The sequence below is a fragment of the Goodfellowiella coeruleoviolacea genome (genome assembly GCF_024171785.1).
In the GTDB taxonomy this organism is placed as follows: Bacteria; Actinomycetota; Actinomycetes; order Mycobacteriales; family Pseudonocardiaceae; genus Goodfellowiella; species Goodfellowiella coeruleoviolacea.
The window spans coordinates 84,274-96,236 of the sequence record NZ_JAMTCK010000015.1 but is presented as its reverse complement, the minus strand read 5'-3'; the positions used below and the strand labels follow the sequence as shown (position 1 = coordinate 96,236).

Annotated in this window: 14 protein-coding genes and 1 tRNA gene; 7 read left to right on the top strand and 8 right to left on the bottom strand. The window is 72.1% G+C overall.

Annotation, left to right across the window (positions count from 1 at the left end):
- Positions 1-94: 94 nt before the first annotated feature.
- The 5 genes from LX83_RS28335 to LX83_RS28315 all read right to left on the bottom strand — a co-directional run bounded on the left by LX83_RS28335 (position 95) and on the right by LX83_RS28315 (position 4,193).
- A tRNA-Ala gene (locus LX83_RS28335) sits at positions 95-167 on the bottom strand.
- Between the two features lie 84 nt (positions 168-251).
- Positions 252-1,097 carry a divisome protein SepX/GlpR gene (gene sepX, locus LX83_RS28330; RefSeq protein WP_253776806.1) on the bottom strand — a complete coding sequence of 282 codons (846 nt, stop codon included), beginning with the start codon at positions 1,095-1,097 and terminating at the stop codon, positions 252-254.
- A 136-nt stretch (positions 1,098-1,233) separates the two neighbouring features.
- Positions 1,234-1,932: a GNAT family N-acetyltransferase gene (locus tag LX83_RS28325; RefSeq protein ID WP_253776804.1), complete on the bottom strand. Its 699-nt coding sequence runs from the start codon at positions 1,930-1,932 to the stop codon at positions 1,234-1,236.
- A 117-nt stretch (positions 1,933-2,049) separates the two neighbouring features.
- Positions 2,050-3,282 (bottom strand): molybdotransferase-like divisome protein Glp, encoded by a 1,233-nt coding sequence (glp, locus tag LX83_RS28320; protein WP_253776802.1) that lies wholly within the window; start codon positions 3,280-3,282, stop codon positions 2,050-2,052.
- A gap of 20 nt (positions 3,283-3,302) precedes the next feature.
- Positions 3,303-4,193 carry a UTP--glucose-1-phosphate uridylyltransferase gene (locus LX83_RS28315; RefSeq protein ID WP_253776800.1) on the bottom strand — a complete coding sequence of 297 codons (891 nt, stop codon included), beginning with the start codon at positions 4,191-4,193 and terminating at the stop codon, positions 3,303-3,305.
- Between the two features lie 135 nt (positions 4,194-4,328).
- Between LX83_RS28315 and LX83_RS28310 the strand changes: the two genes are divergently transcribed.
- The 5 genes from LX83_RS28310 to LX83_RS28290 all read left to right on the top strand — a co-directional run bounded on the left by LX83_RS28310 (position 4,329) and on the right by LX83_RS28290 (position 7,802).
- The gene (locus LX83_RS28310; protein ID WP_301329078.1) at positions 4,329-4,973 is read left to right on the top strand and encodes a 5-formyltetrahydrofolate cyclo-ligase; all 645 of its coding nucleotides are present in this window, start codon (positions 4,329-4,331) and stop codon (positions 4,971-4,973) included.
- 201 nt (positions 4,974-5,174) lie between these two features.
- Complete coding sequence (locus tag LX83_RS28305) at positions 5,175-5,522, top strand: FmdB family zinc ribbon protein (protein ID WP_253776796.1); 348 nt, start codon at positions 5,175-5,177, stop codon at positions 5,520-5,522.
- A 138-nt stretch (positions 5,523-5,660) separates the two neighbouring features.
- Positions 5,661-6,326, top strand: a complete 666-nt coding sequence (locus LX83_RS28300) for an SAF domain-containing protein (protein ID WP_253776794.1) — start codon at positions 5,661-5,663, stop codon at positions 6,324-6,326.
- Between the two features lie 64 nt (positions 6,327-6,390).
- Positions 6,391-6,870 carry a large conductance mechanosensitive channel protein MscL gene (mscL, locus tag LX83_RS28295; RefSeq protein WP_253776792.1) on the top strand — a complete coding sequence of 160 codons (480 nt, stop codon included), beginning with the start codon at positions 6,391-6,393 and terminating at the stop codon, positions 6,868-6,870.
- Positions 6,871-6,959: 89 nt separating this feature from the next.
- Positions 6,960-7,802 (top strand): SDR family oxidoreductase, encoded by an 843-nt coding sequence (locus LX83_RS28290; protein WP_253776790.1) that lies wholly within the window; start codon positions 6,960-6,962, stop codon positions 7,800-7,802.
- Between the two features lie 66 nt (positions 7,803-7,868).
- Here the strand turns inward: LX83_RS28290 and LX83_RS28285 are convergent, their stop codons facing one another.
- Entirely contained in the window at positions 7,869-8,045 is a 177-nt protein-coding gene (locus tag LX83_RS28285) for a hypothetical protein (RefSeq protein WP_253776788.1), read from the bottom strand.
- A 350-nt stretch (positions 8,046-8,395) separates the two neighbouring features.
- The gene (locus LX83_RS28280; protein ID WP_253776786.1) at positions 8,396-8,887 is read right to left on the bottom strand and encodes a MogA/MoaB family molybdenum cofactor biosynthesis protein; all 492 of its coding nucleotides are present in this window, start codon (positions 8,885-8,887) and stop codon (positions 8,396-8,398) included.
- Positions 8,888-9,132: 245 nt separating this feature from the next.
- On the opposite strand from LX83_RS28280, the gene LX83_RS28275 reads away from it, so the two are divergent.
- Entirely contained in the window at positions 9,133-10,095 is a 963-nt protein-coding gene (locus LX83_RS28275; RefSeq protein WP_253776784.1) for a ribose-phosphate diphosphokinase, read from the top strand.
- Between the two features lie 214 nt (positions 10,096-10,309).
- Here the strand turns inward: LX83_RS28275 and LX83_RS28270 are convergent, their stop codons facing one another.
- Entirely contained in the window at positions 10,310-11,371 is a 1,062-nt protein-coding gene (locus tag LX83_RS28270; RefSeq protein ID WP_407649684.1) for a S1C family serine protease, read from the bottom strand.
- Between the two features lie 45 nt (positions 11,372-11,416).
- Here LX83_RS28270 and LX83_RS38800 point away from each other — a divergent pair, with 45 nt between their 5' ends.
- Positions 11,417-11,824: a hypothetical protein gene (locus LX83_RS38800; protein ID WP_301329048.1), complete on the top strand. Its 408-nt coding sequence runs from the start codon at positions 11,417-11,419 to the stop codon at positions 11,822-11,824.
- The last annotated feature ends 139 nt before the right edge of the window (positions 11,825-11,963 follow it).

Sequence of the window (11,963 nt, the reverse complement as noted above, 5' to 3'; positions counted from 1 at the left end):
GCCCACCGGGCGGGGTCCGGGGGTTGCACCCCCGGAAAACACGACGAGCGAGGCGGTTCGCGCTTTCCGCGAACAAACCTCGCTCACTCGTGAGTGGAGCTGAGGGGAATCGAACCCCTGACCTTCTCGATGCGAACGAGACGCGCTACCAACTGCGCTACAGCCCCGTGCCTCTCACTGGACCGGGTGGCCCGGTGATCGGTACGACAGGAAGCATAGCAGGCCTGCCGGAGGGGTCCTAAACGGACCCCTCACTCACCGACCACACGACGATAAGGCCTGGTCACGTGGGCTTCGAGTTCGTCGAAGATGGGGTCCTCGTCCTCGCGATCGACCACCACGGCGTTGGGCCGGACGGGACGGTGGTCGACCGGCGCCACGCGGCGGGTGGGCGGCTGGTCCGGCTGGTCGCGGTCGACCGGCTGCGGGGTGGGCCGCTGGCGGCCGGCGGCGGCCAGTCGGGCGGCGCGGCGTTCGCGGATCTCCGCCTCGATCCGCACCTGCCGGCGCAGGTAGACCAGGTAGCTGACCAGGATCAGGTCGATCACGCCGTGCGCCCACCACAGCAGCGGGCTGACCAGGGCGGCGGTCACCGCGCTCGCCACCGCGAGCAGCAGCATGAGCAGCACCACGCGCTGCCGGAAGGCGTACTTGGCCCGGGCCTGCCTTGCGGCGCTCTCCGGGTCGAAGCCGCCCCGGCCGGGCCGGTACGGCCGGGCCTCGCGCGGGGCGTTGGCCGGGTAGTCCTCGGGCTCGTCGGTCTCGTCGGTGTCGTCCACCCCGTCGGCGTCGACGCCCTCGTCGTAGTCCTGGTCGTAGTCGTCGTCGAACTCGTCGTCGGCCGCGAAACCGCCGTGCTGGTCGCTGGGCCGAGTGCGCGTCGGCGGGTCTTCGGGAGTCAGTTCCGGATCGGTGTTGTCCGTGCCAGCCATGGCGAACTCCTCCTCCCCCCTGCTCGTGCTGCCACTCCGTACCACTCTCGCGGCCAGGGCCGAGTCCGCCGTCCTGGCGACCTCCTGGCGCTTGCGCGCGACCATGGGGACGAGGACGACCAGCCAGGCGACCACCAGCGCGACGATGATTAACGAACTGGGCATGTCCTCGTCACCTCCCCCTAGCCGCGAGTCGCACGTCTGCTGCCGTCGCAACGCTAGTCACAACAGTCACACGAGTGTCGGAGGCACGCCGACCCGATCGGGTACGCGAATGTGCGCTACACCCCAATTTTCCCGGTCAACTTCCCGGGATGTGGGCGGCACCGGCCGCGACCAGCCGGTTGACCACGCCGTCGGCGACCTCTTCCTCGGTCAGCGCCAGGCACAGGTGGTCCCGCCAGTCCCCGGCGACGTCCAGGTAGCGGCGGAACAGTCCCTCCTCGCGGAACCCCGCCTTGGCCAGCACCCGCCGGCTGGCCGCGTTCTCCGGGCGGACCGTCGCCTCCAGCCGGTGCAGGCCGGCCCGGCCGAAGCAGTGGTCGACCAGCAGGGCCAGGGCGGCCGTGGCCACGCCGCGCCGGACCAGGTGGCTGTCCACCCAGTACCCGACCCACGCCGAGCGCAGCGCCCCGCGCACGATGTTGCCCACGGTGATCTGCCCGCCGAACTGTCCGTCCACCGTGATCACGAAGGGCAGTGCCTGACCGCGGCGGGCCATGGAGCGCAGCGTCGACCACTGGGCCGGCCACGCCAGCAGGGCGTTGCGCTCGGCCCAGCCGCTCGTGGTCGTCGGCTCCCAGTTCTCCAGGTGGTCGCGGTCCCGCAGGCGGATGCGGCTCCACGCGCTCGCGTCGCGCAGCCGGGGTGGCCGCAGCACCACCTGGCCCGCCGCGACCGTCAGCGGACCGAGGCGGGCCGGCCATCCCGGGTGCCGACTGGCCACCTCCCTGGCCAGACCTTCCCGGGACGGGCCGGTGCCGTAGCCAGGTCGGTTCATCGCACCCTCGTTCCCGCCGCCGTCCACCGCCGCACGGTCCCCACCGCCGCACCACGAGTTCATCCTGGCCGATCATGCCGGGCGGTCAACCGGTGCGGTTCTGGAAGCTCAGCCGGTTCAACCGCGTTGCGCCAGGAAGCTCACGGGCACCTGTTCGCCCGCGGCCACCTCGCTGACGTCGTCGTCGACCACGATGAGGCAGTTGGCCTCGGCCAGTGAGACGAGCAGGTGCGAACCGGAGGTGCCCAGCGGCTGCACCAGGTACTCGCCGGTGTCGGTGTCCCGCAGCAGCTGGCCGCGCAGGAAGCCGCGCCGCCCCTTGGTGGAGCTGAGCGGGGCCAGCAGCCGGGCGTTGACCACCCGGCGGAACGGGTTGGGCTTGCCGAGCGCGGTTCGGATCAGCGGCCGGATCAGCACCTCGAACACGACCAGGGCGCTGCTCGGGTTGCCGGGCAGCAGGAAGGTGGGCACCGCGTCCGGGCCCAGCCGGCCGAAGCCCTGCACCGACCCGGGGTGCATGGCGACCCTGGTCGTGTCGATCTCACCGAGGTCGGCCAGGGCGGCCCGGACCTGGTCCCCGGCCGAACCGCCCACCCCACCGGCCACCACCACGATCTCGGACAGCAGCAGCCGCCCCTCCACGACCTCGCGCAGCCGCCGCTTCTCGCTGCCGAGGATGCCGACCCGGCTCACCTCGGCACCGGCGTCGCGGGCGGCGGCGGCCAGCGCGTAGGAGTTGACGTCGTAGACCTGCCCCTGGCCCGGGTTGCGCTCGATGTCCACCAGTTCGACACCGACGGAGATCACCGAGACGCGCGGCCGGGGGTGGGCCAGCACCTTGGTCCGGCCCACCGCGGCGAGCAGGCCGACGTGGGCCGGACCGATCACCGTGCCCCGCCGCACGGCCACCTCACCGACCTGCACGTCCTCGCCGGTGCGCCGGACGAAGGCGGCCGAGGGCACCGGCTGGCGCACGGTGACCTTGGTCGTGTCCTGGGTGTCGCTGTCGGTGTGGCTGAGCGGCACCACGGCGTCGGCCAGTGTCGGCAGCGGGGCTCCGGTGACCACGCGCACGGCCTGGCCGGGCTGCAGCCGCCTCGGCTGCCGCGAGCCCGGGGTGATCTCGCCGACCACCGGCAGCACCACGGACTGCTCACCGGCCCCCTGCACATCCACGCTGCGCACCGCGTACCCGTCGACCGCCGCCTGGTCGAACCCGGGCAGCGCCCGTTCCGCGACGACCTCCTCGGCGCACAACAGCCCCTGTGCCTCGGCGATGGCGACCCGCACCGGGGCCGGTCGGACCGCCGTGGCGATCACGCGGGAAAGCTGCTCGTCCACTGACTTCATGGTGCTGACCTCGTTGCCGTTCAGGCGTTCCGGACGCGGTCCCGCAGCCACTCCGCCAAATCGGGACCGTAGTCAGGATGATCGAGGGCGAAGTCCACGGCAGCGCGGAGGAACCCGCCGGGATTGCCCAGATCGTGGCGTCCGCCACGGTGCACCACCACGTGCACCGGGTGACCCTCGGCGATCAGCAGCGCGATCGCGTCGGTGATCTGGAGTTCGCCGCCGGCGCCCGGGGTGATGCGCTTGATGGCGTCGAAGATGGCCCGGTCCAACAGGTACCGGCCGGCTGCGGCAAAGGTGGACGGCGCCTGATCGGCGGGTGGTTTCTCCACCATGCCGACGACCTTTTTCACGTCCTCGTCGCCGGTGTCGGCAACGTCGAAAACGCCGTAGGCGGAAATCTGCTCGCGCGGAATGTCGAATGCGCACAGCACGGTGCCGCCGTACTGCTGGCGCACCGCGGCCATCTTGGTCAGTACTCCGGTCGGCAGCACCAGATCGTCCGGCAGCAGTACCGCGACCGCTTCGTCCGCGTCGGTCAGATTCGGTTCGGCGCAGCCGATCGCGTGGCCGAGCCCCAATGCCTTGTGCTGCAGCGCGATCTCCACCTTGATCAGGTCGGGCGCGCGGCGCACCTTGGCCAGCAGGTCGGTCTTTCCGCGCTCACGCAGCGTGTTCTCCAGCTCCGGCTGCGGCTTGAAGTACTCGCCAACCGACTCCTTGTCCGGTGAGGTCACGATCACCAAACGGTCCGCGCCAGCCTCGGCCGCTTCGGCGGCGACGAGTTCGATTCCCGGGGTGTCCACCACCGGAAGCAGTTCCTTGGGCACTGCCTTGGTGGTGGGCAGGAAACGGGTACCCAGCCCGGCGGCTGGCACGATTGCTGTGTGGAAGGCGCTCGTCGAGCTCATGGTTTGCGAGCCTAACGGCGAGCGCTCAACCGGTCGCCTTGACGCCGGCTGGGAAATCGCTGTGACTGGAAAACCCGTGCCCGCGCCGGCCGGTTTGGTGAGTCCGGTGGAACGCGTCACGTGGACCAGACCACGATGGACACCGTGGTGAACAACGGGTCCGATGCGGACAACGGCGCTCGGGCGGACAAGGCGCGGCTGCGCGCCCGGTTGCTGGCCGCGCGGCGCGCCGTGCCGGACGGGGTGCGCGCGGCCGACGCGGCGCGGCTGGCCGACGGTGTGCTCGACGCGCTGGCCGCGCTGGGCGTGCCCGCCACCGGGGAGCCGGTGGTGTGCGCGTACGTGCCGGTGGGCGCCGAGCCGGGTTCCCTGGACCTGCTCGACCGGCTGGCCGGCGCCGGCTACCGGGTGCTGCTGCCGGTGGTGGTGGGCGCGGCACCGCTGGAGTGGTCGGTGTTCACCGGTGCGGCGGGGTTGGCGCCCGGCCGGCACGGGCTGCGCGAGCCAGCGGGCGTCCGGCTCGGCGCGGCCGCGGTCACCGAGGCGCGGGCGGTGCTGGTGCCGGCGCTGGCCGTGGACCGCGCCGGCGTGCGGCTGGGTCGGGGTGGCGGGCACTACGACCGCTCGCTGGCCCTGGCGCGTCCGGCCTCCCCGCTGGTGGCCGTGGTCCGCGACGACGAGGTGGTGGCCGAGTTGCCGGCCGAGCCGCACGACGTGCGGATGACCGCGGCGCTGACCCCGGGGCGGGGCCTGGTCCGGCTGTTGCCGTCCGCCCGCTGAGCCCGGCACGGCCGCGGCGCTGGCGACCGCGGGGCCGGCCCTGGACGGGCCTGGTCCGGCTCCGGCGGCTGGGCGCCGTGGCCTGGAAATGTGGCGTTGTGCAGGAATGTTGCGCGTGGTGTCCAGCGTGCCGCATCATCTCATTGGCACTCTCGGGTCGAGAGTGCCAATGCCGAGGGATTCCCTGTGGAGGGAGCGACCGTGCCCACCTACCAGTACGCCTGCACCGAGTGCGATCACCGCTTCGAGGCGGTGCAGTCCTTCTCCGACGCGTCGCTGACCGAGTGCCCCGAGTGCTCCGGGCGGCTGCGCAAGCTCTACGGAGCGGTGGGCATCGTGTTCAAGGGCAGCGGCTTCTACCGCAACGACAGCCGCTCGGACAGCAAGGGCGGCGCCAGCAAGTCGAGCAGCACCAGCAGCTCGGGTGAGGCCAAGAAGTCCAGCGACTCCTCGGGCTCGTCCAGCGACAGCTCCTCGACCAAGAGTTCCTCCGACAGCGGTTCCTCGTCGGCGAGCAAGCCGGCCGCCGCGAGCGCGGCCAGCTCCTGACCGGAGTTATCCACAGGCCACGGAAGTTATCCACAGGCCGACAACACCCTCTCGCCACCAGCGTCGAACCTGCCTAGCGTCGATTCCGACACCACGTGATCCGCCTCACCAGCGGATCACCACCGTGAAGGAGAAGACGTGACGAACACCACGAGCACGCCGCTGGCGCCCCTGTTCCACGACCGGTTCCGCCGACTGGGCGCCGGTTGGCTGGCTCGGCTGACGCTGCCCCGTCGACTGGTCGCGGCACTGCTCGCGCTGCTGGCCGTCGGCCTGGCGTTGTTCCCACCGGCCACCGCGTCCGAGGCGGCGGCCACCACGCTGGTCACGGCCAGGGATCTCGCCCCGGGCCAGACGCTGACCCGCGACGACGTCCGCCCGGTCGCCATGCCAACGCACCTGGTGCCGGCCGGCGCGCTCACCGAACCGGCCACCGCCGTGGGTCGGGTGCTGGCCGGCGCGGCCCGCGCGGGCGAACCGCTCACGGACGCACGCCTGGTCGGCGCGGACAGCGCCCTGCCCAGCGGCGCCGATCCCAACGCCGTGGCCGTGGCCGTTCGGCTGGCCGATCCCGCCGTCGCCGACCTGCTGCACCCGGGCAGCCGGGTGGACGTGGTGGCTGGCGACTCGGTCGGCACAGCCGGCGAGATCCTGGCCGACGGCGCCACCGTGGTCACCGTGCGTCCCGTCGACCGGTCGGAGCGCGACCACGGACAGCTGGTCGTGCTGGCCGTGGCCAGGGACGACTCCGCCGCGGTGGCGGGCGCCTCACTCCAGCACCCGGTGACAGTTACGCTCCGCTAACACTGTTCGTCGGGCGGCCACGGTCGGACCGTCCCCGGGGAGGCAAGGGACAAGGGATCGCACCATGCTGAGGGGCTTCAAGGACTTCCTGATGCGCGGCAACGTGATCGACCTGGCTGTGGCCGTGGTCGTCGGTACCGCGTTCACGGCGATCGTCAGCGCCATCACCACGCACCTGATCCAACCGATCGTCGACGCGATCGGGCCGGCGAGCACCGGGCAGCTCGGGCCGAGGATCGGCACCAAGCCGGACGGCACCCCGATCGTCATCGACTTCGGCGGCGTGATCACCGCGGCGGTCAACTTCGTGATCGTGGCGGCCGTCGTCTACTTCATCTTCGTGCTGCCCATGCGGGCGATCCAGGAGCGCCGCAAGCGCGGCAAGGAGGCTGGGCCGGCCGAACCGACCGACGTCGAGTTGCTGACCGAGATCCGCGACCTGCTCCGCGCGCAGCAGGCCGCCGCCGGGCACGGGCAGCAGCACGGGCAGGTCCAGCAGGCGACTCGGCCCCCGCGGGGAGGTGAGGCCCCGCCGCTGGTCTGACGACCGATCGCCGGTTCGCCCTTGTCCCGGGGAGCGCGCACCAGTAGCCAGATGTCGGTGCCATGACCGACGACGACAGGAGCGCTGCCATGACGAACCCACCAGCTGCCGGAACAGTCCTGGTCACCGGGGCTTCCCGGGGAATCGGGCGAGCCACCGCCCTGCTGTTCGAGGAACGCGGCTGGAACGTGGTCGCCACGATGCGCCGGCCCGAGGACGAGCAGGAGTTGGGCGACCTCGACCGCGTCCTGGTCACCCGCCTGGACGTCACCGACTCGGGTTCCATCACCGCGGCGGTGCGGGCCGGTGTCGAGCGGTTCGGCGGGATCGACGTGCTGGTCAACAACGCCGGCTACGGCGTGTACGGGCCGTTGGAAGCGACCCCGATGGACACGGTGCGGCGCCTGTTCGACACCAACGTCATCGGCCTGCTGGAGACCACGAAGGCGGTGTTGCCGCTGTTCCGCGCCAGGCGCTCCGGCGTGATCGTCAACCTGTCCTCGGTCGGCGGGCGGATGACCTTTCCGCTCGGCACCCTCTACCACGGCAGCAAGTTCGCCATCGAGGGCGCGAGCGAGGCACTGAGCTTCGAACTGGCCGAGGTCGGTGTCCGGGTGAAGATCGTCGAGCCCGGCGTCGTCCGCACCGACTTCGGCCGCACCATGGACATTCCCAACGACGAGAGGCTGGTGGAGTTCCAGGAGATCATCAGGAACGTGTTCACCGCTTTCGCCCCGATCACCGAACAGGCCGCCGAGCCGGCGCTGGTGGCTGAGGTGATCTACCGGGCGGCCACCGACGGCACCGACCAGCTGCGCTACCTCGCGGGACCGGATGCCGAGGAGACCATCGCCCGGCGCGAGGCCCAGGACGACCAGACCTTCCTGGCCGGGATCCGCGACCAGTTCGTCCGGGGCGACGACCCGGCCTGACCCGGCCGGGCCGGTCTCGGGGCCGGGGCGGGGTGGGGTGGTTCCGGGCGCGGCTGGACGGGCGTGTCAGCGGTCCTCGTGGTGCGGCGGCCGGTTCTCCCGGTACCAGGCTTCCCGGTCGGGGGTCTGCTCCCCCGGGTCGCGCTCGTCCCGGGTGGTGTCCGGCAGCACGTCACCGAACACCTCGGCGACCCGCCGCCGGTGCCGAGGCCGGCGGGACGGCTCCTGCTGTTGCTCACCCATGGCTCCATGGTGCCGCGTGCGCGCGACCACCGGGGCCAGGGGTGGGCCGGGAAGCACCACGAGCCCGGGGTGGAACGCGCGTCGAGCGCCCGAGGGGCGGGGGCGGGTGGGGACGAGGGCGTGACGGGGGCGGGGTGGGGGGGTGGGGGGGGGAGGGGCCCCCAGGCGGTCGCGGAGTGATCGGCGCTGCTGAGCCCGCGCGGGTGGGAGTGGCGCGGGCTCAGCGAGCTGGGCGGCTGCCGGGTGTTGGGGGCCCGCCGGTGCCGGGTGGCCGGTCAGGGGCCGGCCAGAGGTCGGACAGGGGCCGGTCAGGGGTGGGCAGCGGTCGGCTGGAGGCTGGTTGGCGCCGGTCAGAGGCCGGACAGTTCCTCGATGATGTAGGGCACCAGCGTGGACAGGGTGGCCATGCCGTCGCGCACGGCCGTGCGGGAGCCCGCGAGGTTGACGACCAGGGTGCTGCCGGACACGCCGACCAGGCCGCGCGAGATGCCGGCGTCCACCGCGCCCGCGGCCAGGCCCGAGGCGCGCAGGGCCTCGGCCACGCCCGGGATCGGCCGGTCGAGCACGCCCAGTGTGGCGTCGGGTGTCACGTCGCGGGGTGACACGCCCGTGCCGCCCACGGTGATCACCAGGTCCACACCGCCGATGACCGCGGTGTTGAGCGCGTTGCGGATCTCCACCGTCTCTCCGGCGACGGCCACGGTGCCGTCCACGATGAAGCCGGCCTCTTCCAGCAGCTCGGTGACCAGGGGGCCGGTGGTGTCCTCGTTCTCACCATGCACGACCCGGTCGTTGACGATCACGACCAGGGCACGCCCGAGGCGCTGCGCACTGCGTTCCATACGGCTCACCGTAGTCGTTTGGTCAGACGCGCCGGGCGGTGGCGGCCGGCTGGCGCGTTGTGCCACGTGTCGCGTCACCTCCAGCACCCGGGCCGGCGGCGCCGGGGGCCAGGGGTGACGCCACGTCAGCAGGGGTGGGCAGGCGCGATCACTGTGGTGTCACCCACCAGTACGGCGGATTAGCATCGGCCTGACCGCTTGTCCGGCTCAATCCGACCGATCAGATTCCGAACAGGAGCGGCCCCGTGCGCGACATCGCCGTCTTCAGCGGCAGTGCCCACCCAGAACTGGCCACGGAAATCTGCGCTCACCTCGGCGTTCCCCTGCATCCGGCGCGGGTCCAGCGGTTCGCCAACGACTGCCTGGAAGTCCAGTTGCAGGCCAACTGCCGGGAACGGGACGTGTTCCTGATCCAGCCGCTGGTCCGTCCGGTGCAGGAGAACCTGGTCGAGCTGCTGCTCATGCTGGACGCGGCCCGGGGCGCGTCGGCGGCGCGGACCACGGTGGTGATGCCGCACTACGCGTACGCGCGCTCGGACAAGAAGGACGCGCCGCGGATTTCCCTCGGCGGCCGGCTCGTGGCCGACCTGCTGGTCGCGGCCGGGGCCAGCCGGGTGCTGGCGATGACCCTGCACTCGCCGCAGGTGCACGGTTTCTTCGGGGTGCCGGTCGACCACCTGCACGCGCTGCGCGAACTGGCCGCCCACTTCCGCCAGTACGACCTGAGCAACACCACGGTGGTGTCGCCGGATCTGGGCAACGCCAAGGAGGCCTCGCACTTCGCCCGGCTGCTCGGTGTTCGGGTGGCGGCCGGCGCCAAGCAGCGGTTCGCCGAAGACCGGGTGAGCATCAGCTCGGTGATCGGCGACGTGGCCGACCGGGACGTGATCGTGCTGGACGACGAGATCGCCAGGGGCAGCACGGTCATCGAGCTGCTCGACCGGTTGCGCGAGCTGAACGTGCGGTCCATCCGGGTCGCCTGCACGCACGGGCTGTTCTCCGGCGGGGCGCTCAAGCGGATCGGCGACCAGCCCGACGTGCTGGAGATCGTCTGCACCAACACGGTGCCGATCCCGGTCGAGGAGCGCGTGCCCAAGCTGCGGATCCTGTCGATCGCGCCGGCGCTCGCCGAGGCCATGCGCCGCATCCACGACGGGGAGTCGGTCAGCGCGCTGTTCGAGCCCACCGGCCCCGGTCTGTCCGGTTAGGACGTTCCTGGCCAGGACAACCCGAGCCGGGAAGAGGCCCGACCCGAAGAAGTCCGGTTAGGACGGTGGCGGGACGGGAACAACAACCGGGACCGCACTCCAACGAGTGAGGGGGAACTCGTTGGTGTGCGGTCCCGGTCAAACCCGGCCCGGGGGCAACGGGCCGGGTGGCTCACGAGCGTCCACTGTAGACGTTATCGGCAGGTTCGCCCGGCTACTTGACGGTCACCGGTTGACTCCCCAGGGTGACTTCGACGGTCCTGTTCGTGCCGATCGTCATCTTCACCTTGTCGCCGGGTGCGTGCGAGCGCACCGCGGCGATCAACGCGTCCGCGCTGTCGATCCGGCGGTCGTCGACTTTGGTGATCACGTCACCGGCCTTGATGCCGGCCTTCTCACCGGCACCGCCGGAGCTGACGTCCACGATCTCCGCGCCGCTGTTGCCCTGGGTGTCGCGCACGCTCACGCCGAGCACGGTCTGGGTGGCCTTGCCGGTGTCGATGATCTCCTGGGCGGTGCGCCGCGCCTGGTTGATCGGGATGGCGAAGCCGATGCCGACCGACCCGCCCTGCGCCTCCTGGCCGGGCATGCCGCTGCTGGGGGTGTAGATGGCGGAGTTGATGCCGATCACCTGGCCCTGCATGTTCACCAGCGGACCGCCGGAGTTGCCGGGGTTGATGGCGGCGTCGGTCTGGATGGCGTCGAGCACCGTGGTCTGGTCGCCGCTCTCCCCGCCGGCCCGGACCGGCCGGTGCAGCGAGCTGACGATGCCGGAGGTCACCGTGCCGGTCAGCTCGTAGGGCGAGCCGATCGCCACCAGGCCCTCGCCGACCTGCAGGTTGTCCGAGTTGCCCAGCTCGACCACGGGCAGGTTGGACACGTTCTGCGCCTTGACCACGGCCACGTCCGAGGTCGGGTCCCGGCCGACGATCGTCGCGGGCACGCTGGTGCCGTCCTGGAACACGGCCTTGATCTCGCCACCACCGGTCGCGGCCGACTCGACCACGTGGTTGTTGGTGACGATCTGGCCGTCCGAGCTGATCACGAAGCCGGAGCCCTCACCGGAGCCGGTGCGGCTGGTCACCTGGAGCTGCACCACGCTCGGCAGCAGCTTCTGGGCCACCGCCTGCACGCTGCCGGCCGGGGCGTTCGCGGTCTGCTTGCCCGAGGTGGGCTGGCTGAGCGCGTTGCTGACCGACTGGTTGTCGCTGGCCGCCTGGTAACCGACGTAGCCGCCGATGCCGCCGGCCACCCCGCCGACCAGCAGCGTCAGCACCGCGACTCCGGCGACGATCCGGCCCCGGCCGCGCCCCCTGGGCCGGTGTCCGGCAAAGCCCGGCATGCCCGGCTGGCCGAACAACCCCGGCTGGCCAGGCTGCGCCCCCGGCTGGCCCGGATGTCCCGGCTGGCCAGGCTGCGCACCCGGCTGACCCGGCTCGCCCGGCTGGCCGTACTGGCCCGGCTGGCCGTACTGGCTCTGCTGCTGGCCCGGCTGCTGGCCGGGGCCCGGCACGGCGGACGGGTCGTAGCCCGGGCCGCCCGCAAGCGTGCCGCCCGGCTGGCCGCTCACCTGGCCGGCGCCGACCGCGGTGGCCCCGGCCGGGGTGGTGGCACCGTGGCCGGTGGGGCCGGCCGGCTCGGCCGGGCCGGACTGGTGGCTGCCGAGAAAGGGCTGGTGCTCCCCCGCGGCCGGCTGGGGCCGGGCCCAGGGGCTCACTGGTTCGGGTGAATTCCCCGCCGACTGGCCAGTGCCGCCGTCGACTGGCTGCTGGTGGCGCTCCGGCTCATCCCCTGGAGCCGCCGGGTGATTCTCGGTCATGTCACCACTGTGCGCCGTGGTCCTGAGAACAGCCTTAGATGTGCCTGGG